The organism is Ectopseudomonas oleovorans (assembly GCF_003052605.1).
Taxonomy (GTDB): Bacteria; Pseudomonadota; Gammaproteobacteria; order Pseudomonadales; family Pseudomonadaceae; genus Aquipseudomonas; species Aquipseudomonas oleovorans_A.
On sequence record NZ_QASO01000005.1, the window covers coordinates 1 to 24,557 of the forward strand.

The following is a 24,557-nucleotide window of genomic DNA, read 5'->3' on the forward strand; positions in this document are numbered from 1 at the left end:
ATGAGCATTTTGAGCCTGTTTTTAACGCAGCAATGGCAACGCAGGTAGTTTTTCAACAGCCTGCTAACGCGCCGAACGCACCTCGTCGACCCCACGATTGGCCAACTGGTCCGCTCGTTCGTTGCCGGGGTGGCCGGTATGGCCACGCACCCACTGCCAGCTCACCTGATGACGATTCACCTCCTCGTCCAGCTTCTGCCAGAGGTCGGCATTTTTCACCGGCTCTTTCGAAGCCGTCTTCCAGCCGCGCTTCTTCCAGTTCGGCAGCCATTCCTGAATACCCTTCATCACGTACTGCGAGTCGGTCACCAGCTTGACCGAACAGGGCCGGGTCAATGCGATCAGGCCGGCGATCGCCGCCATCAGCTCCATGCGATTGTTGGTGGTATTCGGGTCACCGCCCCACAATTCCTTTTCTGCGCCTTTATAGACCAGCAGCGCACCCCAACCTCCGGGACCAGGATTGCCCTTGCAGGCGCCATCGGTGTAAATCACCACTTCATCGGTTTCGGACATTCATAAGCTCTGTACAGATTTGACGGGCCCGGGCATGGCCTTTAGTTGTCGACGTCTCGCCGACTGATCTTGGCCACCGGCATCGGCAGCAACTTGCCCATTGACTCACGGCGCGATTGCCGCAAGGGGCGCAAGCCGACCACCAGTTTGCGCGCCACCAACAGGTAGAAACCGGCGCCCGGCAACTGCCAGGCATCGCCCCAGCTTTCCATTCGCCGCAGGCGCATTTGCCAGGCCAGCGAAGCGAGCGGCGGACGATAGCACCCGAAGCGGCGTTTCTCCAACGCAAAACCCAGCAGGCTCAGCCAGTCACCGACGCGGCTCGGGGCGATGCAACGCGCCTTGGCCAAACCATCCTGGGCAAACAGGCGCCGCACGCCCCAGGCGCTCCAGGGGTGAATACCCAGAATCAACAGATGCCCGCCAGGCCTGACACTGCGTGCCGCCTCACGTAGCAGGCCGTGAGGCGACAGGCTGAAATCCAGGCCATGCTGCAGCACCACCACATCAGCGGCGTGCTCACCCAAGGGCCAGGATTGCTCCTCACAGACGATCTGCACGCCAGGCATCGGCGCACCAAGGCGCACGTTGTGCTGAATCTGCCCGGCCTTGGGCGGCCCCTCGGCGCCGGGGCCGTAGCTCACCAGATAACCGCCGAAGAAACGTGCCAACTCTTCCTCCAGCAAGCACCGCTCCTGCTCCAGCAACAGCTGGCCGAGCGGCCCGGCAAGCCAGTCGCGCGCCTCACCGATGAGTTTGAGCCACTCAGGGTCGGCCTGGGCGAATGCCTGATCAGTCATCGCTGCCTCCGCATGACAGGTTCTGCATGTCCTGTCTAAGATGCACCTTTATCACCAGCTTAGCGACCCGCAATGATCCAGATCGACGCACTACCCGCCTTCAATGACAATTATATCTGGCTGCTGCAGGAGGCCCGCAGCAAGCGTTGCGCCGTGGTCGACCCCGGTGATGCTGCGCCGGTCATGGCCTGGCTCGAGGCCCATCCTGACTGGACACTCAGCGATATCCTGATCACTCACCATCACTTCGATCACGTTGGCGGTGTCGAGCAACTGAAGACGGCTACCGGCGCCCGTGTCGCCGGCCCGGCGGCGGAAAAGATTCCAGCCCGTGACATCGACCTCAAGGATAACGACGCAATCGACGTACTCGACCTGCGCTTCGAGGTCATGGCCGTACCTGGACATACCCTCGGTCATATCGCCTACTACCACGCCGAACAGAACCTGTTGTTCTGTGGCGACACCCTGTTCGCAGGTGGCTGTGGCCGCCTCTTCGAAGGTACGCCGCAACAGATGCACCAGTCGCTGAGCCGCCTGGCAGCGCTCCCCGGTGCAACACGGGTCTACTGCACCCACGAATACACCCTGAGCAACCTGCGCTTCGCCCACGCCGTCGAGCCGCACAATCCGGACGTCAGTGCGCGCCTGGCCGAAGTGGCCCGCTGGCGCGATGAGGGCCGCATCAGCCTGCCGTCGAACATCGAATTGGAACTGGCTACCAATCCTTTCCTGCGTGTTGGCGAGCCTGCGGTCGTCGCTGCGACCAACGGACGCGACGACCGGCAGTCAAGCGAGCCAAGCGCCGTATTCGCTAGTCTGCGTGCCTGGAAAGACAGGTTTTAGTCGCTGAGAAAAAGGTCGACAGGCCCGCAAAAGACCAGATTAAGACTGGTGAAAACTTGACCACCCCCGGCCCGATTCCTAGAATCGCCCGACCTTTTCGCCGGGACATACACCTCACCCAATGCCTTTATCATCACGCAAACCATTGAATATAAAGGCGTTAGCGCGAAACTCCCGAGCGCTCGCGGTGATGTGCAGCATGATCCTGGCCGGCTGTCAGAGCCTGCCCAGCGATACTCCGGACCGTTCGGCTGATACCTCTCGAGCCGTGGGCCTGGAGCGCGAGCCGGAGTGGCTCAACAATCAGGTCAAGCCGCGTGAATACGCCGATATCTGGGAACGCGTACGCGACGGCTTCAAGCTGCAGGATGAAATCGGCATCAACCCGCGCATCGAACGCGTGCGCCTGTGGTACGCCAGCAATCCAAAACACGTCAATACCGTCAGCGAACGCAGCGCGCCTTATATCCACTACATTGTCGAGCGCCTTGCCGAGCGCGACATGCCGATGGAGCTGGCGCTGCTGCCGGTGATCGAAAGTGCTTACGATCCACTGGCCTACTCCTCGGCACATGCGGTCGGCCTCTGGCAGTTCATTCCCTCGACCGGCCGCCATTACAACCTGCGCCAGACCAACTGGTACGACGGCCGCCGCGACGTCACTGCATCGACCGAGGCAGCGCTCAACTATCTCAGCCGCCTGCATGAAATGTTCAACGGCGACTGGCTGCTCGCCCTGGCCGCCTACAATGCTGGCGAAGGCCGCATCAGTCGCGCCATCGAGCGCAACGAAAAGCTCGGCCTGCCCAGCGACTACTGGAACCTGTCGCTGCCCAAGGAAACCGAGGACTACGTGCCCAAGCTACTGGCGCTGTCACAGGTGATCCTGACGCCCGAAGCCTACAGCGTGAGCCTTTCGCCAATCGCCAACGAACCCTACTTCGAACAGATCGCAATCAAGCAGCACATGGATCTGTCGCGCGTCGCCAAACTGGCCGACCTGGATGAACAGGAGCTGCTGCAGCTCAACCCCGCCTACAAGCGCGGGATTACCCTCGACGGCCCGCAACACCTGCTGGTGCCGACCGATAAGGCAGAAATGCTCAGCGCCAACCTGGCCCTGATGAAACCGCAGGAAATGGTCGACTGGCAAAGCTATACCGTACGCTCCGGCGACAGCCTGCACGCCATCGCCAACCGTCACCACCTGTCGGTCAACATGCTCAAGGACGTCAATCGTCTGAGTGGCAACAACCTGAGCATTGGCCAGGTGCTGACCATTCCCGCCAAGCCCGGTGCTCAACCGAGCGAACCGCTGTATCAGCAGCGCAGCGTCGCGCAGAGCGCGAGCACGCGGATCTATCAGGTAAAGAACGGCGACAACCTGTGGCAGATCGCTCGCGCCAACCAGGTCGCGGTGCACGACCTGAAGCGCTGGAACAAGCTGCAAGGCAATGCGTTGAAAGTCGGCCAGGTGCTCACACTGGCAGCCGCCGACAGCGGCGCGCGCGCCGCCAGCGCCAATCGCAGCACCGCCACCTCACGAGACAAGGCTACCTACTACCGCGTAAAGCATGGCGACTCACTGTATGTGATCGCCAAGCGCTTCAATATAGACCTCAAGCGCCTGCAGGCCTGGAATCCACGCAGCAGCAAGCTGCAACCAGGGGAAAAGCTGACCCTCTATCTGCCGTGATCAGCGCTTGCTGATCGCCTCCAGGCAACGCCTCGCCAGTTGCGTGAAACGCTGAAACGCCACGAATTGCTCGTGTCGCAGCGCCCGCCCGGACAGCCTGCTGTCGGCATACAGCACGCCGATTTCCCGGGTACCCGCGATGATCGGTGCAATGAAGAACATGCCGGCGCCAAGACTGCGCCGAATCGGCTGGGTCACCAGCTCGGCCAGGTTGTAGCTGGCGGGCACGCCCATCCAGATCGCCTCGCGATGGCGCAGCGCATAACTGAAGATATGCGGCTGCTCCACCTGCTCGGCAGGCAGCACGAAGTCCTCCAGCCATTGCTGAGACTTTTCACCGATCACCCGTTTGGCGCGGAAGCGGCTTTGCCCATCGGCCAGCACCGCGAGCATCACCCGCTCCAGGCCAACGCCCCGATGCAGGCCTTTGAGCAAGGTGTCGAGCACCAGCCCGACATCGGCCCTGGCATTGACCATCAGGCCAAGATCCTGCAATGCCTGCTGCATCACCAACAGATCCGGCTGCAGCAAACACGCACGACGCGCCTCCTGCTGCTGGCGAATCTGCTCGAGATCGGTATTGGGAATCAGCCGGCACAACTTGCTGGCACCGAAGGTCGAGGCAACCTTGACCGCCTCATCAGCACTGGCCAGCACCTGCTGCAGGGTTTCCTCCGGTGTCAGCTCGATAAACGCTGCCACCTTGCCCAGCACGCCCTCCATTTCTGCACAATCCCAGCCATCCAGCGCCGCCTCGCTGATGCGCACGCCCAACTGTACGGCGTAGGCGGCCGGATCATGCTGGCTGGCGCCCGCCTGGGCGAGGATGGCGGTTTCGCCGAGGTTCCAGCTTTTCAGCAACGCCTGGGTAAGTTGACGAAAGCTGGCACCGAGCATCTCACGCACTGCCTCATCGACATCGACACCGGGGCGCTCAAGGGCATCGGCCAGTTCGTCAGCCTGCGCCCCACCACAGCCCCAGAACGCCAGCTCGCCCAGATGATGGAGCAGCGCAGCGATGAACACTTCTTCGCTGTGCCTGGAAATGACATAGCCAGCCAGGTTGCGCGCCTGCACCGCGGCATGGAAAGAACGCGCGAGTAACATCTGCAACTGCTCACGCGGCGCGCGGGTAAGCAGCCCGTCTATCAGGCTCACCGAAAGACTGATCAGGCGTACATTGTCGAAGCCGATCAGTACGATGGCCCGCGAAATGGTCTTTATGGTTTCCTGGGACGGGTTGTAGTAGACGCTGTTGCCGACCCGCAGCACCTTGCTGGTCAGCGCCGCATCACGCAGCAACACATCGGCCAACTGCTGTACTGAAGCAGAATCCTGCTGCGCAAGGCGCTGCAGATCCTGCACCACTGCAGCCAGCGCGGGCAGTTCGGCTTGGTTCAGGCGATCGATCCATGACTGCAAACCATGGCTTCGTTCCGACAAATTCGTACCCTCATGGTGTGTCCCTGAAGTGTATGCCGTAGCGTCGTAAGCGAGCGCCCACCGCTGCACTCTTTTTCCTGCCCATACAAGCTGTTACTGTACCGACCCAGAAGCCCAAACGCCGCCATGGATCGGATCTCACCCCCGATGCGTCCCCTCCTCCTGCTGTTCCTCAGCCTGGCCTTGAGCTTTCCCGCCTCTGCGACTATCAGCGAGAGCCACGGCTACGCCCAGTTCGGGACACTCAAGTATCCTGCCAGCTTCAGTCATTTTGACTGGGTCAACCCCGATGCGCCCAAAGGCGGCACGTTGCGCATCATGGCGTCGGGTACTTTCGATACGCTCAACCCCTACACGTTCAAGGGCAGCAGCCCGATCTCGACCGCACATTTCCTGCAGTACGGCGCCAATGAGCTGAACGAACCCTTGATGGTCGGCACTGGCGCTTACGACCCCTCGGGGGATGAGCCTGCCTCCAGCTATGGCCTGATCGCCAGAAGCGTCGAGTACAGCGAGGACCGCAGTTGGGTGGTCTTCAACCTGCGACCGGAAGCGCGTTTTCACGATGGCAAGCCGATCACGGCCTACGACGTGGCCTTCTCCTATCGCCTGCTGCGCAATGACGGCCACCCGCAGTACCGCACCAACCTGCAGGAAGTGAAACGCGTCGATATTCTCGGCCGCCACCGCATCCGTTTCGTCTTCAAGCGCACCGGTAACCCACTGTTGATCCTGCGCCTGGGTGAACTGCCGGTCCTGCCGCAGCACTACTGGAAAGATCGCGACTTCAAGAGCACCACCTTCGAGGCGCCGCTGGGCAGCGGTCCCTACCGCATCGTCCAGGTGGTACCTGGCCGGCGCCTGGTATTCGAGCGGGTGAAGGACTGGTGGGGCAAGGATCTGCCGGTCAATCGCGGCAAATACAACTTCGACCGCGTCGAGGTGGAGTTCTACCGCGACAACCATGTCGCCTTCGAAGCCTTCAAGGCCGGCGAATTCGACTTCTATATAGAGAACCAGGCAAAGAACTGGAGCAACGGCTACCGCTTTCCGGCCGTTACCCGCGGCGAGGTGATTCGTGCCGAGATACCGCACCAGATTCCGACCCAGACCCAGGCGCTGTTCATGAACACGCGCCGCGATCTGTTCAGCGACCGCCGGGTGCGTGAGGCGCTGGGGCTGATGTTCGATTTCGAGTGGACCAATCGCACGCTGTTCAACAACGCCTACGTGCGCGCCGCCAGCTACTACCCCAACAGCGAATTCTCGGCCACTGGCAAGCCCGAAGGCGCGGAGTGGCTGTTGCTCTCGCCGCATCGCGACAAGCTACCCGCACGCCTGCTCACCGAGCCACCGACACAACCGGTAACTGACGGTCGCGGCATCCCTCGGGAAACCTTGCGCCGCGCCCTCGGTCTATTGGCCGATGCCGGCTGGAAACCCTCCGGCCAGGAGCTGCGTAATGCTCGCGGTCAACGCCTCGAGTTCGAGATCATGCTGGTCAACCCCAGCCTCGAACGCATTCTCCAGCCCTATACTGCCAACCTCGCCAGTATCGGCATACGCGCCAACCTGCGCACTGTCGATCGCGCCCAGTACAAGCAACGCCTTGACCAGTTCGACTACGACATGATCCTGCTGACCCTGCCGCAAACCCTCAGCCCGGGGCTGGAACAATCGCTGTACTTCCATTCCAGCCAGGTGAACATCAAGGGCGGCAAGAACTATGCAGGCGTCAACGATCCGGTGGTCGACGAAATGATCGACAAGCTGCTCTCGGCGCAGACTCGAGACGAACAGGTAGCCGCCACGCGGGCCTTGGACCGAGTCCTGCTCTGGCAGCACTACAGCATTCCCAACTGGTACATCAATTATCACCGCCTGGCGTACCGCAATCGGTTCGCCTTCGTCACCACGCCGCCCTACACACTGGGCCTGCGCACCTGGTGGCTGAAGCCTACGGAGAACGCTCGATGACCCACCCGCTGCGCAGTTTCCTGCTCCACGGTAGCAGCCTCATCCTGCTCGGTCTGGCCGGCCTCGCCTTCGCCGCACCCAAGCATGCCGTCACCCTGTATGACGAGGCGCCCAAGTACCCCGCCGACTTCACTCACTTCGAATACACCAATCCCGACGCCCCCAAGGGCGGCACCTTTCGTGAAGCAGGTTTCGGTAGTTTCGATAGCCTGAACCCCTTTATCAGCAAGGGCGTCGCCGCCGACAACATCGGCCTGATCTACGCCACCTTGACCGTGCAGAGCCTGGACGAGCCGTTCACCGCTTATGGCCTGGTCGCCGAGAAGATCGAGAAAGCCCCCGACAATGCCTGGGTGCGTTTCCTGTTACGCAAGGAAGCCCGCTTTCATGACGGCACGCCGATCACCGCCGAAGACGTCAAGTTCACCTTCGATACGCTGATGGAAAAAGGCGCGCCGATGTACCGCGGCTACTACGCCGACGTCGAGCAGGTGGAAGTGGAATCGCCGCACAGCGTGCGCTTCGTGTTCAAGCACGCCGGCAACCGCGAACTGCCGCTGATCGTCGGCCAGTTGCCGGTGCTACCCAAGCACTGGTGGGCCGAGCGCGACTTCGCCAAGGGCAATCTCGAGGTACCGCTGGGCAGCGGCCCGTACAAGGTCGGCCGAGTCCAGGCCGGCCGCAGCATCCGCTATGAGCGTGTCGACGACTGGTGGGCCAAGGATCTGCCCGTGAGCCGCGGCTTCTACAACTTCGACAGCATCCAGATCGATTATTACCGCGACAACACCGTGGCCCTGGAGGCGCTGAAGGCCGGCCAGTTCGACTACTGGCTGGAAACCAGCGCGAAGAACTGGGCCACGGCCTACAACACCCCGGCGGTAGCCAACGGCCAGCTGATCAAGGAAGAAATCCAGAACCGCAACCCCACCGGCATGCAGGGTTTCATCTTCAACACCCGCCGTCCGCAGTTCCAGGATCGCCGCGTACGTGAGGCGCTGGGCCTGCTGTACGACTTCGAATGGGCCAACAAACGCCTGTTCTACGGCGCCTATTCCCGCACCCGCAGCTATTTCGACAATTCCGAACTGGGCTCGCAGGGGCTACCCGGTGAAGACGAGCTGGCGATTCTAGAACCGCTGCGCGGCAAGATTCCGGCCGAGGTGTTCAGCGAGGAATTCCGTGTACCGGTCACCGACGGCAGCGGCATCATTCGCGAGCAACAGCGCCGCGCCTACCAACTGCTGCAACAGGCCGGCTGGCGCATCGAAGGTGATCGCATGCTCGATGCCAACGGTCAGCCGGTCAGCTTCGAGTTCCTTCTCGCACAAACCGAATTCGAGCGTGTGCTGCTGCCATTCAAGCGCAATCTGGCTGACCTTGGCATGGATCTGGTGATTCGCCGCGTCGACGTTTCGCAGTACATCAACCGCCTGCGCTCGCGTGACTTCGACATGATCGTCGGCGGCTTCGGCCAGTCCAACTCGCCGGGCAACGAGCAACGCGAATACTGGCACTCCTCCAGCGCCGACAATCCCGGTAGCCGCAATTTCATCGGCCTCAAGGACCCGGCCATCGATCAGATCGTCGAAGGTCTGATCAACGCCGACTCGCGGCAGAACCTGATCGCCCATACCCGTGCCCTCGATCGCGTGCTGCTGTGGGGCCATTACGTGATCCCCAATTGGCACATCAAGACCTGGCGTGTCGCCTACTGGAACCGTTTCGAGCACCCAAAGGTGACGCCACTCTACGATATCGGCCTGCACACCTGGTGGATGCGCCCAGGCCTGGAGCAGCCGAGCGAAGCTCAGCAGCAAGCCGCCGAACAAGCGACCGAAGAGGCGAAGCAATAACATGCTGGCCTATATCTTTCGTCGCCTGCTGCTGATCATCCCGACCCTGTTCGGCATTCTGGTCATCAACTTCATCATCATCCAGGCCGCGCCCGGCGGCCCGGTCGAGCAGATGATCGCCAAGCTGGAGGGTTTCGATGCGGCTGCCGGCGGCGCCACGGGGCGCATCGGTGGCGGCGGCGCCGAAGTGTCGGTGGCCGGCTCCAGCTATCGCGGCGCCCAGGGCCTCGACCCACAACTGATCGCCGAGATCGAGAAGATGTACGGCTTCGACAAGTCGGCGCCCGAGCGTTTCTGGATCATGATCAAGAACTACGCTCAGCTGGACTTCGGCTCCAGCTTCTTCCGCGACGCCCAGGTCATCGACCTGATCATCGAGAAGATGCCGGTGTCGATCTCGCTCGGTCTGTGGAGCACCCTGATCATGTATCTGGTGTCCATCCCGCTAGGGATCGCCAAGGCCACCCGCCACGGCAGCGCCTTCGACGTCTGGACCAGTTCGGCGATCATCGTCGGCTACGCCATCCCGGCGTTCCTCTTCGCCATCCTGCTGATCGTGCTGTTCGCTGGTGGCAGCTACTGGGACTGGTTCCCGCTACGCGGGCTGACCTCGAACGACTTCGAGCAGCTCAGCCTCGGCGGCAAGATTCTCGACTACCTCTGGCACCTGGTGCTGCCGGTTACCGCCCTGGTCATCGGTAACTTCGCCACCCTGACCCTGCTGACCAAGAACAGTTTTCTCGACGAGATCAACAAACAGTATGTGGTGACCGCCCGCGCCAAGGGCCTGACCAACCATCGCGTGCTCTACGGCCACGTATTCCGTAACGCCATGCTGCTGATCATCGCGGGCTTCCCCGCCGCCTTCATCGGCATCTTCTTCACCGGCTCCCTGCTGATCGAGGTGATCTTCTCGCTCGACGGCCTCGGCCTGATGAGCTTCGAGGCGGCGATCAACCGCGACTATCCGGTGGTGTTCGGCACCCTGTTCATCTTCACCTTGCTGGGGCTGATCGTGAAATTGATCGGTGACATCACCTACACCCTGGTCGATCCGCGCATCGACTTCGAAAGCCGGGAGGGTTGAGCATGAAACTCTCCCCTCTCAATCGACGCCGCCTCGACCGTTTCAAGGCGCACAAGCGCGGCTGGTGGTCGCTGTGGCTGTTTCTCATCCTGTTCGGCCTGAGCCTCGGCGCCGAACTGATCGCCAACGACAAGCCGCTGGCTGTGCGCTACGACGGGCAGTGGTACTTCCCGGTGCTCAAGCGCTACCCGGAAACCGTGTTCGGCGGCGAATTCCCGCTGCAGGCCAACTACAAGAGCCCCTACATTCAGGACCTGATCGCGGAAAAGGACGGCAAGATGATCTGGCCGCCGATCCCGTTCAGCTATTCGAGCATCAACTACGACCTGGAAGTGCCTGCCCCCGCGCCTCCCTCGGCGCAGAACTGGCTGGGCACCGACGATCAGGGCCGTGACGTGCTGGCACGGGTGATCTACGGCTTTCGCATCTCGGTGCTGTTCGCCCTGACCCTGACCCTGGCCAGCTCGGTGATCGGCGTAATCGCCGGCGCATTGCAAGGCTTCTACGGCGGCTGGGTCGACCTGCTTGGCCAGCGCTTCCTGGAAATCTGGTCGGGCCTGCCGGTGCTCTACCTGCTGATCATCCTGGCCAGCTTCGTGCAGCCGAACTTCTGGTGGCTGCTGGGCATCATGCTGCTGTTCTCCTGGATGAGCCTGGTCGACGTGGTGCGCGCCGAGTTCCTCCGCGGGCGCAACCTGGAATACGTGCGCGCCGCGCGGGCGCTGGGCATGGGCAACGGCGCCATCATGTTCCGCCATATTCTGCCCAACGCCATGGTTTCGACCATGACCTTCATGCCCTTCATCCTCACCGGCGCCATCGGCACCCTGACCGCCCTGGACTTCCTCGGCTTCGGCCTGCCACCCGGCGCACCCTCGCTCGGTGAACTGGTCGCCCAGGGCAAGAGCAACCTGCAGGCGCCCTGGCTGGGCATCAGCGCCTTCGCCGTATTGGCGATCATGCTGAGCCTGCTGGTATTCATCGGCGAAGCCGCCCGCGATGCCTTCGACCCGAGGAAATGACATGAGCCAGAACGAAACCCTGTTGCAAGTGCGCGACCTGGCCGTAGAGTTCGTCATGGGCGAGCAATGCCAGCGCGTGGTCGAAGGCGTCAGCTTCGACATTCACAAGGGCGAGACCCTGGCCCTGGTTGGCGAGAGCGGCTCGGGCAAGTCGGTCACGGCGCACTCGATCCTGCGCCTCTTGCCCTACCCGCTCGCGCGCCACCCGCACGGCAGCATCGAGTACGCCGGCGAAGACCTGCTCAAGCTCAGCGAAGGCCGCCTGCGCGGCATTCGCGGCAACCGCATCGCCATGGTATTCCAGGAGCCCATGACCTCGCTCAACCCGCTGCACTGCATCGAAAAGCAGATCAACGAAGTGCTCGCTCTGCACAAGGGGCTGCGTGGCAAGGCCGCCAGCGCACGCACCCTCGAGCTGCTGGAGCTGGTCGGTATTCCCGAACCGAAGAAGCGCCTCAAGGCCTATCCGCACGAACTCTCCGGCGGCCAACGGCAGCGCGTGATGATCGCCATGGCCCTGGCCAATGAACCACAGCTGCTGATCGCCGACGAGCCGACCACCGCCCTGGACGTCACCGTACAGCTGAAAATCCTCGAATTGCTCAAGGATTTGCAGGCGCGCCTGGGCATGTCGCTGCTGCTGATCAGCCACGACCTCAACCTGGTTCGCAGAATTGCCCACCGCGTATGTGTCATGCAGCGCGGTCGCATCGTCGAACAGGCGTCGTGTGAAGAATTGTTCCAGGCTCCGCAGCATCCCTATACCCAGGAACTGCTCGGCGCCGAGCCCAGCGGCGACCCTGCGGCCAATCCTGCGGGCCAGCCGTTGCTGGAAGTGGACGACCTGCGCGTGTGGTTCCCGATCAAAAAGGGCCTGCTGCGCCGGACGGTGGATCATGTCAAAGCGGTGGACGGCATCAACTTCAGCCTGCCCCAGGGCCAGACCCTGGGCATCGTCGGCGAAAGTGGTTCCGGCAAGTCCACGCTGGGCATGGCCATTCTGCGGCTGCTCGCCAGTCGCGGTGATATCCGTTTTCAGGGCCAGCAGTTGCAGGGCCTCAGCCAGCAGGAAGTACGCCCGCTGCGGCGGCAGATGCAGGTGGTGTTTCAGGACCCCTTCGGCAGCCTGAGCCCACGCATGTCGGTGAGCCAGATCGTCGGTGAAGGTCTGCGCATTCATGGCATGGGCAACGAGGCGGAGCAGGAACAGGCGATCATCGACGCGCTTTTGGAGGTAGGGCTGGACCCGCAGACGCGGCATCGCTACCCCCACGAGTTTTCTGGCGGGCAACGGCAGCGGATTGCCATTGCCCGGGCACTGGTGTTGAAACCGGCGCTGATCCTGCTGGACGAGCCCACTTCGGCGCTCGACCGTACGGTGCAGCGTCAGGTGGTGGAGTTGTTGCGCGGCTTGCAGGCCAAGTACAACCTGACCTATCTGTTTATCAGCCATGACCTGGCGGTAGTCAGAGCGCTGAGCCACCAGTTGATGGTGGTCAAGCAGGGCCAGGTGGTCGAACAGGGGTCTGCCGAGTCGATCTTCAGTGCACCGCAACACCCTTATACGCAGCAGTTGCTGGAAGCCGCTTTTCTGGCCCCGGCAACGGCTCACTGATCCTTGAAACAGGAAGAGGAATAGCACAATGGGTTTTCTAACCGGTAAGCGCGTACTCATCGTTGGCGTTGCCAGCAAACTGTCCATCGCCTCGGGTATCGCCGCCGCCATGCACCGCGAAGGTGCCGAGCTGGCCTTCACCTACCAGAACGAGAAGCTCAAGGGCCGCGTGGAAGACTTCGCTGCCGGCTGGGGCTCCAGCGCCGACCTGTGCTTCCCTTGCGATGTAGCCAGCGACGAGGAAATCGCCGCGGTGTTCGAAGCACTGAGCAAGAAGTGGGACGGCCTAGACTGCATCGTCCACTCGGTCGGCTTCGCCCCGGGCGACCAGCTCAATGGCGACTTCACCGACGTCACCACCCGTGAAGGCTTCAAGATCGCCCACGACATCAGCGCCTACAGTTTCATTGCTCTGGCCAAGGCCGGTCGCGAGATGATGAAAGGCCGCAACGGCAGCCTGCTCACCCTCTCCTACCTGGGCGCCGAGCGCACCATGCCCAACTACAACGTCATGGGCATGGCCAAGGCCAGTCTGGAAGCCGGCGTACGCTACCTGGCCGGCAGCCTCGGCCCGGAAGGCACTCGCGTCAACGCCATCTCTGCCGGCCCGATTCGCACCCTGGCTGCCAGCGGCATCGCCAGCTTCCGCAAGATGCTGGCCGCCAACGAGAAGCAGACTCCGCTGCGCCGTAACGTGACCATCGAGGAAGTCGGCAATGCCGGCGCCTTCCTCTGCTCCGACCTGGCTTCGGGCATCAGCGGCGAGATCATGTACGTCGACGGCGGCTTCAACACCACCGCCATGGGCGCCATGGAAGACTGAGAAGGTCGCCGGACATCGCAGAGCGATGCCCGGCTCTGCCGCACCTCATGCACGACCCAGCCGTGCCTGAACCCACACGCCGCATATTGCTCAGCAAGTGCGGCGTTGTCGTTGCTGGCTTTTGTCAGCATTCAGCTACCCGAACCGAAACGCCACCACTACTCGGGACGCTGAACGCCTCATCCAACAGTGCATACTCTGCGCACTGGCATATGCCTTGCTTTCTCTACGTGCAGTGAGCCTCTCCGACGACGGACAAGGCCCGAACGACAACGGCGTCGTATCCGAACTCGGCCCTTTACGGCGGTGATCGGTACGACGCCTTTTTTGTGGGCCACCCGCACAGCCCTGCAAACCTCAGCCGGCGGCTCGGAACCTAATGCGTGGATGAAGGAAGTGACATGAGCGAACAGCATATCCCTCGCGGCGACACCCTGGCCTGGGTCGGCGGCAGCGATGCACCGGAAAAGAGCGTGCTGAACATCGGTTTCATGGCCCTGAGCGATTCCGCCTCGGTGATAGTCGCGGCCACCCAGGGCTTTGCCGAAAAATATGGGCTGAGCCTCAAACTGCAGCGCCAGGCCTCCTGGGCCGGCCTGCGCGACCGCCTGCTCAGCGGCGAGCTGGACGCCGCCCACAGCCTGTACGGTTTGATCTACGGCGTGCAGCTCGGCCTCGGTGGCGCCGCGGCCACCGACATGGCGGTGCTCATGGGGCTGAACCAGAACGGCCAGAGCATCAACCTGTCGCACACGCTGCAAAGCGCCGGCGTGACCAGCGGTGAAGCACTGCACCAGCATGTGCACCAAAACAAAGCGCGACTGACCTTCGCTCAGACCTTCCCCACCGGCACCCATGCCATGTGGCTTTACTACTGGCTGGCCAGCCAGGGCATCCATCCGCTGCGCGACGTGGACAGCGTGGTGGTGCCACCGCCGCAGATGATCGAACACCTGGAGGCCAAGCGCATCGACGGCTTCTGCGTCGGCGAACCCTGGACCGCCAAGGCCGTCGATGAACAACTCGGCTGTACCGTCACCACCATTCAGGCGATCTGGCCGGATCACCCGGAAAAGGTGCTGGGCTGTACCCGCGCCTTCGCCGAGCAGAACCCCAATACCGCCCGAGCCCTGATCATGGCGGTGCTCGACGCTGCACGCTTCATCGATGAGAGCGAAGAAAACAAACGCAGCACCGCCCTGCTGCTCAGCGGTAGCGAATACGTCAACGCGCCGGTCTCGGCGATCACCCCGCGTTTTCTCGGCCAGTATCAGGACGGCCTCGGCCATGCCTGGCAGGACGAGCATCCGCTGCGCTTTCATGCCGGCGGGCTGGTCAACCAGCCCTACCTGTCCGATGCCATGTGGTTCATGACCCAATTCCGCCGTTGGGGCCTGCTACGCAAAGACCCCGACTACCTGGGCGTGGCCCGCCAGGTGCAGCAACTGGCCCTGTACCGCGAAGCCGCTACGGCGTTGGGAATTGCCGTGCCGGGCGAGATGCGCAGCTCCATCCTGCAGGACGGCACCAGCTGGGACGGCAGCGCCCCTGCCGCGTACGCGCGCAGCTTCCGCCTCCATGCCCTGGCCGACAGCCCGGCTGTCGCCCTGTAACCGCCGGGAGAACCATCGATGCTGCGTATCCTTCTGATCAACGACACCCCGAAGAAGGTCGGCCGCCTCAAGAGCGCGCTGATCGAGGCCGGATTCGAGGTCATCGACGAATCCGGGCTGACCATCGACCTGCCGGAGCGGGTCGAGGCCGTGCGCCCCGACGTTATCCTGATCGACACCGAGTCCCCTGGCCGCGACGTGATGGAACAGGTGGTACTGGTCAGCCGTGACCAACCGCGTCCAATCGTCATGTTCACCGACGAACACAACCCCAGCGTGATGCGCCAGGCGATCCAGAGTGGCGTCAGCGCCTACATTGTCGAAGGCATCCATGCCCAGCGCCTGCAACCCATCCTCGACGTCGCCATGGCCCGCTTCGAGAGCGATCAGGCATTGCGTGCCCAGCTCCAGGCACGCGATGCCCAACTGGCCGAGCGCAAGCGCGTCGAACAGGCCAAGGGCCTGCTGATGAAGATGAAGAGCTGCAACGAGGAAGAGGCCTATACGCTGATGCGCCGGCAGGCCATGAGTCGCCAGCAGAAGCTGATTCAGGTGGCCGAACAGATCATCGCCATGCACGACATGCTCGGCGGTTGACTGTTGCGCTACGCCGCTCGCTGGCTGTGCTGGACAGCGAGACGGCGGCGCGCGTATCTTCGCCGCAGGCTGCAGCAGTGGCCAACGTCGCTCGGACGGTTCCGGGCGCTTACGTACTTCGAGGAAATCATGGCTGATAACGCCAAGCGCCGCTTTGCGCGCATCGATCGTCTGCCCCCCTACGTCTTCAACATCACCGCCGAACTGAAGATGGCTGCACGCCGTCGCGGCGAGGACATCATCGACTTCTCCATGGGCAACCCCGACGGTGCGACTCCGCCGCACATCGTCGAGAAGCTGGTGCAGGTCGCCCAGCGTGAAGATACCCACGGTTACTCCACTTCCCGCGGTATTCCGCGCCTGCGCCGCGCCATCTCGCGCTGGTACAAGGATCGCTACGAGGTGGAGATCGACCCGGAAAGCGAAGCCATCGTCACCATCGGCTCCAAGGAAGGCCTGGCGCACCTGATGCTCGCCACCCTGGACCATGGCGACACGGTGCTGGTACCCAACCCCAGTTACCCGATCCATATCTACGGCGCGGTGATCGCTGGCGCCCAGGTGCGTTCCGTGCCGCTGGTGCCGGGCGTGGATTTCTTCGCCGAGCTGGAACGCGCCATTCGCGAATCGATTCCCAAGCCGAAGATGATGATTCTCGGCTTCCCCTCCAACCCCACCGCACAGTGCGTGGAGCTGGACTTCTTCGAGCGCGTGGTAACCCTGGCCAAGCAGTACGACGTACTGGTGATTCACGACCTGGCCTACGCCGACATCGTTTATGACGGTTGGAAGGCGCCTTCGATCATGCAGGTACCCGGCGCCAAGGACATCGCGGTGGAGTTCTTCACCCTGTCCAAGAGCTACAACATGGCCGGCTGGCGCATCGGTTTCATGGTCGGCAACCCGGAGCTGGTCAGCGCCCTGGCGCGGATCAAGAGCTACCACGACTATGGCACCTTCACCCCGCTACAGGTGGCGGCCATCGCTGCACTGGAAGGCGACCAGCAGTGCGTTCGCGATATCGCCGAACAGTATCGTCAGCGGCGTAACCTGCTGGTCAAGGGCCTGCACGAGATCGGCTGGATGGTGGAAAAGCCCAAGGCTTCCATGTACATCTGGGCCAAGATTCCCGACGCCTACGCGCACCTGGGCTCGCTGGAGTTCGCCAAGAAACTGCTGGCCGAAGCCAAGGTCTGCGTCTCGCCTGGATTGGGTTTTGGCGACTATGGCGACGACCATGTGCGCTTCGCCCTGATCGAGAACCAGGACCGCAGCCGTCAGGCGCTGCGCGGCATCAAGGCGATGTTCCGCGCCGACGGGTTGCTGCCAGGCAAGCCGGCCAAGGCAGAGACCGAGTAAGCATTGAAGGGCGCCGTGAGGCGCCCTTTCTACGTGGGCATGGAAACCGACAAGTTCTGCGACAATTCAGGACGTTACGCACGCCAAGCGATAGTTTCGAGCAATTGCCCGACAGAGTGAGCGCCCGTACACTGCGCGCCCCTTCCCTGACGGTTCTCCCCAATGCTCTACGTCTTGCGCATACTGCTGATGGGCGTGCATTTCATCCTGGCCGGCCTGCTCGGCCTGCTGCTCGGCCTGTGCCGCCCGTTCAACCCCGACAACAGCCGCCTCTGCGCGCGTTTTTATTCGCTGCCCGCCCTATGCCTGCTGCGCCTGAAGCTGAAGACTGACGTACGCCCGCTTTTAGAACACCAGCGCTCCTGCGTGATCATCGCCAACCACCAGTCCAACTTCGACCTCTACGTGCTTGGCCGCGTGGTACCGGAACGCACCGTGAGCATCGGCAAGAAGAGCCTCAAGTGGGTGCCATTCTTCGGTCAGCTCTACTGGCTGGCCGGTAACGTGCTGATCGATCGCAGCAATGCCGTAGCCGCCAAGCGCGCAATGCTGACCACCACCGAAACCCTGCGCAATCGCGACACTTCGATCTGGGTCTTCCCGGAAGGCACGCGCAACCTTGGCCGAGGCCTGCTGCCGTTCAAGAAAGGCGCGTTTCAGATGGCGATCACGGCCGGTGTTCCGATCATCCCGGTGTGCGTGAGCAACTACAGCAAAGCCATGCGCCTGAATCGCTGGAACAGCGGCCGCATCCTGATTCGCTCGCTGCCGGCAATCCCTACTGCCGGCCTGAGCCTGGACGACATGCCCGCGCTGATGGAGCGTTGTCAGCAGGCCATGAGCGAATGTATCAGCAGCATGGACAAGGAACTGGCGTCCGCGTGAGGTATAACGCGGGATGCCGGAGCGAGCAGGCAACTCGCGCCTGCTATCAAATCCATCGATAGTTACTCTGCAGAGCATCCATTATTCAATCGAAATGACTTCGACGATTCTGTGCCCACACCCACTCCTGACCTGGAGCACAGAACATGTCCCGCCTCTCTCAAGCCGCCCGCAACGGCGCTCTCGCTGCCATCGGCCTGTACCTGATCAGCACCTCGACGGTGCTGGTCGTGAGTTACGCCGCCGTCCAGCCAAGCACTCCAACCATAGAACAACCAGGCCCGCTGCAGAGCCTGATCACTCATTTGCCCGCCCTGCTCGGCGCGCGCTCGCAAGGTTGAGTGAACGGCCATGATCAAAAATCACCGCACCCGCCTGCTGGTGCTCGCCAGCCTGTCGCTGCTGACCACCTTGCTGGCCCTCAGTGGCATCGGCAAAGGCTCGGCTGGCGCCGTGGCGCGCAACATCGAATGCAGCCACAAACTGGCTCATCACCTGGACCTGGCCGAAAGCCTCAAGCGGCAGCGCAGCAGCCCGCCACCGAACAGAAGCGAACGGCTCTCGCCTTACTTCGTGCTCACTCAGCAGACATGAAAAAGCCCGGATGACCGGGCTTTTTCATGTCTCGATATCAGACTCAGGCCTTGGCTTGCTTGCCTTGAGCAACAAAGCGCATCATCCACTCAGCCACTGCACTGCCCTGCTGCGAATGCTTGAGGCTATCCACGCCCTGCTGATAGACCTGCTCACCGAGATGCTGCTGGCGCAGATCAAGCAATGCCCGCGAGTAGTCGTGAACGAACTCTGGATGCCCCTGGAAGCACAGCACCTGATCCTCGATGTGGTAGGCCCCAATCGGGCAGAAATCGCTGGAAGCCAGCAGCGTGGCCTTTTCCGGCAGGTGGGTGACTTGGTCCTGGTGGCTGATCAGCAACTGCAGTTCGTCCAGCGACGGGCTCATCCACTCGGGTTTGTTCTCCAGGCGATAGCTGTGCACCCCTACGCCCCAGCCCTGCTCCGCGCGCTCGGCTTTCCCACCGAGCAGCAAGGCCAGCAGCTGGTGACCAAAACAGATGCCCAGCAGCTTGTCGCCGCGCTTGTAGCGCTCGAGCAGATACTCCTTGAGGGTCTGAATCCAGGGATCGCTGCCGAAAGAATCCGCCTTGCTGCCAGTCACCAGATAGGCATCGAATTTCTCGCTATCGGGCGGGTAATGCCCCTCCACCACGTTATAGACACTGAACTCCGCCGCAACCGGCTGCTGGGCGAACAACTGCTCGAACATGCGGCCATAGCCCTGGTACTGGTCGACCAGTTCGGGGCGGAGGATGTCAGTTTCCAGAATACAGATACGCAGTGACATGAGGTTTCCTGAGTTGAACGCCGAGGGAGGGTGATTTGTGCGTTTTTCTTAACATATGAATTCGCACAAATAAATAGCCAGCCCTGATTTTCAAGCAGATCCGCGATTATCGGCGCTGTGCAATGCCACGAACGGTCGTCAATTAAAATTGACGAAACTTTACCCTTTCAGTGCGTGGCGACGCTTCATCAGCCGCTTCGATAGCTACCATGCACGTCATTCACTTCTGTGATTGCACGCCCGCAGCGAATATCGCCACATCGGGCAGTCGCCCTCATCGCATAGAAGGAAATCGATCATGAGCATCTACGCCGCACTCGCCAGCTTCGCCGCCGCTTCCGCCTTCCAGACCGTCGCACCGGTTTGCGCCGAGCAGGCTGCCGCCGCAGCCCGCGACGTTCGTCCGAGCTGACACAACTCAGGAGAGCCGCCATGCACAGCCAACTCAGCCTGGACGCCTACGGCGTCACCTACGCCCACCTGCAAGATGGCAGCCTGCAGTTCGAAACCGAAGCCACCCTGCAACTCGATGATGGCAGCATGTTGACCCTGCGCATGCCAACTCGTCATAGCGAGATGCTGGCGATCCACGAAGCCGTGTGCATCCGTCAGGGCTGGTGCCAAGCGGCGTGAGAAAGCGATGGTCTAGACTCCTCGTGACATTCACGGAACGAGGAACTGGCCCCATGCAAACACGCAACCTGATCACCCTGTTCGCCGGCAGCCTGTTGCTTGCCGGCAACGCTCTAGCAGATCGCCCCGACAGCGACTGGATCAGCATCGACGAGGCGCTGAGCAAAGCACGTGCAGCTGGCTAGGAGCTACACAAGATCGAAGCCGACAATGACGGTTACTGGGAAGGCGAAGGCCTGAAACAGGATGGCCGTCTTCACGAATTTCGTATCGACGGCAAGAGCGGTGCAGTGATTCGCGACCAGCTGGACGATTGACTCAACCAGTCAGCTAGCCAATGAGAAACGGCCCTTTCGGGCCGTTTCTGCATCCGTAGGGTGCGCCGTGCGCACCGGGGACACTCCGCTTAAGCGGTGCGCATGGCCTGGGCGGCCCCGCGACACCCTACAAGGGAGGCTCAGAACGTCTCGCCCTTGGCGGCCTTTTCCAGCAACAGCGCAGGCGGCAGGAAACGTTCGCCGTACTGCTCGGCTAGGTACTGCGCACGGGCGACGAAGTCCTTCACCCCGTACTGGTTTATGAACTGCAGCGCACCGCCGGTCCAGGCGGCGAAGCCGATACCGAAGATCGAGCCGATATTGGCATCGGCCACCGATTTCAGTACACCCTCTTCCACACAGCGCACCGTCTCGATGGCCTGGATGAACAGGATGCGGTCGCGCACGTCCTCCTGCGAGATCTGCGCATCGGCCTTCTCGAAACGCGCCTTGAGCTCAGGCCACAGGTGCTTCTTGCCTCCTACTGGGTAGTCGTAGAAACCCATGCCCGCCGCTTTGCCCGGACGCTTGTACTCGTTGAGCATCAGGTCGATGACCGCAAACGCCGGGTGTTCTGGGATGGATTTGCCCTCGGCCGCCAGATCCGAGAGGGTCTGCTGGCGGATGTGATTCATCAGGCTCATCGACACTTCGTCGCTGATCGCCAGCGGGCCGACCGGCATGCCGGCCTTGCGGGCCTCGTTCTCGATCATCGCGGCGCTGACGCCCTCACCGAGCATGGCCAGGCCTTCGTTGGTGAAGGTGCCAAACACGCGCGAGGTGAAGAAGCCGCGGCTGTCGTTGACCACAATGGGGGTCTTCTTGATCTGCATGACGTAGTCGAAGCCACGCGCCAGCGTCTCGTCACTGGTCTTCTCACCACGGATGATCTCCACCAGCGGCATCCTGTCCACCGGGCTGAAGAAATGCAGGCCGATGAATTTCTCCGGTTTGGCCACGGCAGTCGCCAGGCCGGAGATCGGCAGCGTCGAGGTGTTGGAGGCGATCACTGCATCGCTCAGAGCAGCAGCTTCGGCGGCAGCGGTAACCTTGCCCTTGAGCGCACGATCCTCGAACACGGCTTCGATGATCAGGTCGCAGCCGGCAAAATCCGCCTCGCTGTCGGTCGCTTTGATCAGCGCCAGGAAGGCTTCGCGCTGCTCGGCCGTCATGTGGCCCTTGCTCACTTTCTTGTCGAGCAGCTTGGCCGAGTAGCCCTTGCCCTTCTCCGCCGCGTCGAGGGACACATCCTTGAGTACCACTTCGATGCCGGCGGCCGCCGAAACGTAGGCAATGCCGGCGCCCATCATGCCGGCACCAAGCACGCCGACTTTTTTCGTCTTGGTTTTCGGATAGCCCTGTGGGCGCGAGCCGCCAGCATTGATTTCGTTGAGCTGGAACCAGAAGGTACCAATCATGTTCTTCGCCACCTGGCCGGTGGTCAGCTCGGTGAAGTAGCGCGCCTCGATGATCTGCGCGGTGTCGAAGTCGACCTGCGCGCCCTCGACGGCGGCGCACATGATCTTCTCCGGCGCCGGGAAGCAGCCCTTGGTCTTGTTGCGCAGCACGCTCGGGGCGATGGCCAGCATCTGCGCCACGTTGGGCGAGCTGGGCGTGCCGCCGGGAATCTTGTAGCCCTGCACGTCCCACGGCTGCTTGGCCACCGGGTTGGCGGCGATCCAGGCACGCGCTTTGGCCAGCATCTCGTCACGGTCGCTGGCCAGATCGTGGATCAGGCCGGCCTTGAGCGCAGCGTCCGGGCGTACCTTCTTACCCTCGGCCAGGTACGGCAAGGCCTTTTCCAGACCGAGCAGACGCACCATACGCACCACACCGCCGCCGCCTGGCAGCAGGCCGAGGGTGACTTCCGGCAAACCGAGCTGCACGTGGCTTTCGTTCAGCGCGATGCGATGGTGGCAGGCCAAGGCGATTTCCCAGCCGCCGCCCAGCGCTGCGCCGTTGATGGCGGCAACCACCGGCTTGCCGAGGGTTTCCAGGCGGCGCAGTTGGCCCTTGATTCTCAGGATCATCTCGTAGAAGCCCTGGGCCTCGGCCTGGGTGACCTTGATCAGTTCATTGAGGTCGCCGCCGGCGAAGAAGGTCTTCTTCGCCGAGGTGACGATCACCCCGGCGATCGAGTCCTTTTCCGCTTCCAGGCGGTCGACGATCTGGCCCATGGCCTCGCGGTACACCGCGTTCATGGTATTGGCGCTCTGGCCGGGCATGTCCATGGTCAGGACGACGATATTGTCCTGGCCTTTTTCGTAACGGATGGCGTCTGTCATTTTTGTATTCTCTTCCCAAAGCTGTGGGAGCTGCGTAGCTGCGTAGGGCGGGTGCAACCCGCCAGCACACGAATGGCGGGTTTCACCCGTACCGATCAGATTCGTTCGATGATGGTGGCGATGCCCATGCCGCCGCCCACGCAGAGGGTGGCAAGGCCGTAGCGCAACTGGCGCTTCTCCAGTTCATCGAGCAGCGTGCCGAGGATGGCGCAGCCGGTGGCGCCCAGCGGGTGGCCCATGGCGATGGAACCGCCGTTGACGTTGACCTTGTCCTCGCTCACGCCCATGTCCTTCATGAACTTCATGACAACGGAGGCAAAAGCCTCGTTGACCTCGAACAGGTCGATGTCGTCGATGGAGAGTCCCGCCTTGGCCAGCGCCTTACGCGTGGCCGGCGCCGGGCCGGTGAGCATGATGGTCGGGTCGGTGCTGGTCACCGCGGTGGCGACGATGCGCGCACGCGGTTTCAGGCCCAGTTCCTTGCCCTTGGCCGCGGAGCCGATCAGCATCAGCGCGGCGCCGTCGACGATGCCGGAGCTGTTGCCCGGCGTGTGTACGTGCTCGATACGCTCAACATGGCTGTAGACGCGCAGCGCAGTGGCGTCGAAGCCCATCTGCCCCATCATCTCGAAGCTCGGCTTGAGCTTGCCGAGGCCTTCCAGGGTCGAATCGCCACGGATGAACTCGTCATGGTCAAGCAGCACGATGCCGTTCTGGTCGGTCACCGGCACCAGCGACTTGGCGAACGAGCCATCAGCGCTGGCGCGCGCCGCCTTGTGCTGCGAGCACAGGGCGAAGGCATCGACATCAGCGCGGCTGAAATCCTCCAGGGTGGCGATCAGGTCGGCACCGATACCCTGCGGGACGAAATTGGTGTGGATGTTGGTTTCCGGGTCCATGACCCAGGCGCCGCCGTCCGAGCCCATGGGCACGCGCGACATGGACTCCACGCCACCGACCACCACCAGATCCTCGAAGCCGGAGCGCACCTTCATCGCGCCCAGGTTCACCGCCTCCAGGCCCGAGGCGCAGAAGCGGTTGAGCTGCACGCCGGCGACGCTGACGTCCCAGTCCGCGACCATGGCGGCGGTCTTGGCGATATCGGCGCCCTGATCGCCCACGGGCGTCACGCAGCCCAGCACGATGTCGTCCACCTGGCTGGTATCCAGATCGTTGCGCGTTTGCAGGGCATTGAGCAGGCCGGCAATCAGCTGAACCGGCTTGACGCTGTACAGCGCGCCGTCCTTCTTGCTCTTGCCACGCGGTGTGCGCACCGCATCGAAAATATATGCTTCGGTCATGGCGTCCTCGGAGACTGATACGGCGCTGGCGGAACATCACAAACCGGCCGCGCCTGTTCTTATTGAGCCTGACTACCATAGCGCTGGTACATCAGCGCTCAATGACCTAAGCGCTCAGTACCATTGACCGCTGAGCTCAGACGAACGGTCGCTTGCTCGAACTGACGGCTGCAAGGGCGAGCAAGCTGTCTGCCTCAAGGCCTGCATTGTTCTGGAGGACGTCGCACATAGCCCCAGCTTCCTAACAGCACTTCGTTAGCAACCAAACCATCTAAGGAAACTGTGACGTCAGCCCTAGAGTTACTCCTGTGCCTGTATCAGAAACGGGTGCAGGGAACCGTCGCCGGGTCATGCCGGGGCGGGCAATCAAAGCAACGCCTGGTGTGACACAGCAGCCTGCCGCATGGTGATGCAGGCTCCCGGTGCCCCCATAACAACAAAAGGCATGCAGCCATGTTCAAACAGCCGAAATATCGCCAGGCTGGCGTAATACTTTTCGCCACGGCAATCATCCTGATCCTTC

General features: G+C 62.2%; 22 protein-coding genes and 1 pseudogene. 17 read left to right on the forward strand and 6 right to left on the reverse strand.

What is annotated here, in order from left to right; genetic code table 11:
* Positions 1 to 63: 63 nt before the first annotated feature.
* Positions 64 to 516: a ribonuclease HI gene (gene rnhA / locus DBO86_RS00925; RefSeq protein ID WP_003461424.1), complete on the reverse strand. Its 453-nt coding sequence runs from the start codon at positions 514 to 516 to the stop codon at positions 64 to 66.
* 41 nt (positions 517 to 557) lie between these two features.
* The gene (locus DBO86_RS00930; RefSeq protein WP_108232741.1) at positions 558 to 1,316 is read right to left on the reverse strand and encodes a class I SAM-dependent methyltransferase; all 759 of its coding nucleotides are present in this window, start codon (positions 1,314 to 1,316) and stop codon (positions 558 to 560) included.
* A 72-nt stretch (positions 1,317 to 1,388) separates the two neighbouring features.
* Here DBO86_RS00930 and gloB point away from each other — a divergent pair, with 72 nt between their 5' ends.
* Positions 1,389 to 2,162, forward strand: a complete 774-nt coding sequence (gene gloB / locus DBO86_RS00935) for a hydroxyacylglutathione hydrolase (RefSeq protein WP_003461422.1) — start codon at positions 1,389 to 1,391, stop codon at positions 2,160 to 2,162.
* A gap of 121 nt (positions 2,163 to 2,283) precedes the next feature.
* Entirely contained in the window at positions 2,284 to 3,858 is a 1,575-nt protein-coding gene (locus tag DBO86_RS00940; RefSeq protein ID WP_104730204.1) for a lytic transglycosylase domain-containing protein, read from the forward strand.
* Here DBO86_RS00940 and DBO86_RS00945 read toward each other — a convergent pair whose 3' ends face one another.
* Positions 3,859 to 5,301 (reverse strand): HDOD domain-containing protein, encoded by a 1,443-nt coding sequence (locus tag DBO86_RS00945; RefSeq protein ID WP_108232742.1) that lies wholly within the window; start codon positions 5,299 to 5,301, stop codon positions 3,859 to 3,861.
* Between the two features lie 147 nt (positions 5,302 to 5,448).
* Between DBO86_RS00945 and DBO86_RS00950 the strand changes: the two genes are divergently transcribed.
* The 12 genes from DBO86_RS00950 (at position 5,449) to DBO86_RS01005 (ending at position 18,729) form a co-directional block, all read left to right on the forward strand.
* Complete coding sequence (locus DBO86_RS00950) at positions 5,449 to 7,278, forward strand: extracellular solute-binding protein (protein WP_084340772.1); 1,830 nt, start codon at positions 5,449 to 5,451, stop codon at positions 7,276 to 7,278.
* Positions 7,275 to 9,134, forward strand: coding sequence for an extracellular solute-binding protein (locus DBO86_RS00955; RefSeq protein ID WP_108232743.1), 1,860 nt, complete (start codon positions 7,275 to 7,277; stop codon positions 9,132 to 9,134). Before DBO86_RS00950 ends, DBO86_RS00955 begins: the two co-directional genes overlap by 4 nt.
* A 1-nt stretch (position 9,135) precedes the next feature.
* A complete protein-coding gene (locus DBO86_RS00960) occupies positions 9,136 to 10,221 on the forward strand; it encodes a microcin C ABC transporter permease YejB (RefSeq protein WP_108232744.1) in 1,086 nt (361 codons plus the stop codon).
* A gap of 2 nt (positions 10,222 to 10,223) precedes the next feature.
* Positions 10,224 to 11,243, forward strand: a complete 1,020-nt coding sequence (locus DBO86_RS00965) for an ABC transporter permease (protein ID WP_108232745.1) — start codon at positions 10,224 to 10,226, stop codon at positions 11,241 to 11,243.
* A 1-nt stretch (position 11,244) separates the two neighbouring features.
* Complete coding sequence (locus DBO86_RS00970) at positions 11,245 to 12,858, forward strand: ABC transporter ATP-binding protein (protein ID WP_108232746.1); 1,614 nt, start codon at positions 11,245 to 11,247, stop codon at positions 12,856 to 12,858.
* A 28-nt stretch (positions 12,859 to 12,886) separates the two neighbouring features.
* Positions 12,887 to 13,681 (forward strand): enoyl-ACP reductase FabI, encoded by a 795-nt coding sequence (gene fabI / locus DBO86_RS00975; RefSeq protein ID WP_108232747.1) that lies wholly within the window; start codon positions 12,887 to 12,889, stop codon positions 13,679 to 13,681.
* Positions 13,682 to 14,082: 401 nt separating this feature from the next.
* Positions 14,083 to 15,294 (forward strand): CmpA/NrtA family ABC transporter substrate-binding protein, encoded by a 1,212-nt coding sequence (locus DBO86_RS00980; protein ID WP_108232748.1) that lies wholly within the window; start codon positions 14,083 to 14,085, stop codon positions 15,292 to 15,294.
* Positions 15,295 to 15,312: 18 nt separating this feature from the next.
* Complete coding sequence (locus DBO86_RS00985; protein WP_104730198.1) at positions 15,313 to 15,891, forward strand: ANTAR domain-containing response regulator; 579 nt, start codon at positions 15,313 to 15,315, stop codon at positions 15,889 to 15,891.
* 129 nt (positions 15,892 to 16,020) lie between these two features.
* On the forward strand, positions 16,021 to 17,250 hold the full coding sequence (alaC, locus tag DBO86_RS00990; RefSeq protein ID WP_074856024.1) for an alanine transaminase: 1,230 nt from the start codon (positions 16,021 to 16,023) through the stop codon (positions 17,248 to 17,250).
* Positions 17,251 to 17,412: 162 nt separating this feature from the next.
* Positions 17,413 to 18,135 (forward strand): 1-acylglycerol-3-phosphate O-acyltransferase, encoded by a 723-nt coding sequence (locus tag DBO86_RS00995; RefSeq protein WP_108232749.1) that lies wholly within the window; start codon positions 17,413 to 17,415, stop codon positions 18,133 to 18,135.
* Positions 18,136 to 18,281: 146 nt separating this feature from the next.
* A complete protein-coding gene (locus tag DBO86_RS01000) occupies positions 18,282 to 18,476 on the forward strand; it encodes a hypothetical protein (protein ID WP_003461399.1) in 195 nt (64 codons plus the stop codon).
* Between the two features lie 10 nt (positions 18,477 to 18,486).
* On the forward strand, positions 18,487 to 18,729 hold the full coding sequence (locus DBO86_RS01005; protein ID WP_003461396.1) for a hypothetical protein: 243 nt from the start codon (positions 18,487 to 18,489) through the stop codon (positions 18,727 to 18,729).
* Between the two features lie 43 nt (positions 18,730 to 18,772).
* Here the strand turns inward: DBO86_RS01005 and DBO86_RS01010 are convergent, their stop codons facing one another.
* Positions 18,773 to 19,498 (reverse strand): amidotransferase, encoded by a 726-nt coding sequence (locus tag DBO86_RS01010; RefSeq protein WP_108232750.1) that lies wholly within the window; start codon positions 19,496 to 19,498, stop codon positions 18,773 to 18,775.
* 298 nt (positions 19,499 to 19,796) lie between these two features.
* Here DBO86_RS01010 and DBO86_RS27000 point away from each other — a divergent pair, with 298 nt between their 5' ends.
* The 3 genes and pseudogenes from DBO86_RS27000 to DBO86_RS01020 all read left to right on the forward strand — a co-directional run bounded on the left by DBO86_RS27000 (position 19,797) and on the right by DBO86_RS01020 (position 20,448).
* The gene (locus DBO86_RS27000) at positions 19,797 to 19,910 is read left to right on the forward strand and encodes a PA2485 family small membrane protein (protein WP_279630219.1); all 114 of its coding nucleotides are present in this window, start codon (positions 19,797 to 19,799) and stop codon (positions 19,908 to 19,910) included.
* Positions 19,911 to 19,930: 20 nt separating this feature from the next.
* Complete coding sequence (ptrC, locus tag DBO86_RS01015) at positions 19,931 to 20,131, forward strand: type III secretion system co-regulatory protein PtrC (protein WP_108232751.1); 201 nt, start codon at positions 19,931 to 19,933, stop codon at positions 20,129 to 20,131.
* A gap of 53 nt (positions 20,132 to 20,184) precedes the next feature.
* A pseudogene (locus tag DBO86_RS01020) lies at positions 20,185 to 20,448 on the forward strand (PepSY domain-containing protein).
* 140 nt (positions 20,449 to 20,588) lie between these two features.
* On the opposite strand, the gene DBO86_RS01025 reads toward DBO86_RS01020, so the two are convergent.
* Both DBO86_RS01025 and DBO86_RS01030 read right to left on the reverse strand, forming a co-directional pair.
* Positions 20,589 to 22,733, reverse strand: coding sequence for a 3-hydroxyacyl-CoA dehydrogenase NAD-binding domain-containing protein (locus tag DBO86_RS01025; protein WP_108232752.1), 2,145 nt, complete (start codon positions 22,731 to 22,733; stop codon positions 20,589 to 20,591).
* A gap of 95 nt (positions 22,734 to 22,828) precedes the next feature.
* Positions 22,829 to 24,034 carry an acetyl-CoA C-acetyltransferase gene (locus tag DBO86_RS01030; RefSeq protein ID WP_108232753.1) on the reverse strand — a complete coding sequence of 402 codons (1,206 nt, stop codon included), beginning with the start codon at positions 24,032 to 24,034 and terminating at the stop codon, positions 22,829 to 22,831.
* Positions 24,035 to 24,557: the final 523 nt, after the last annotated feature.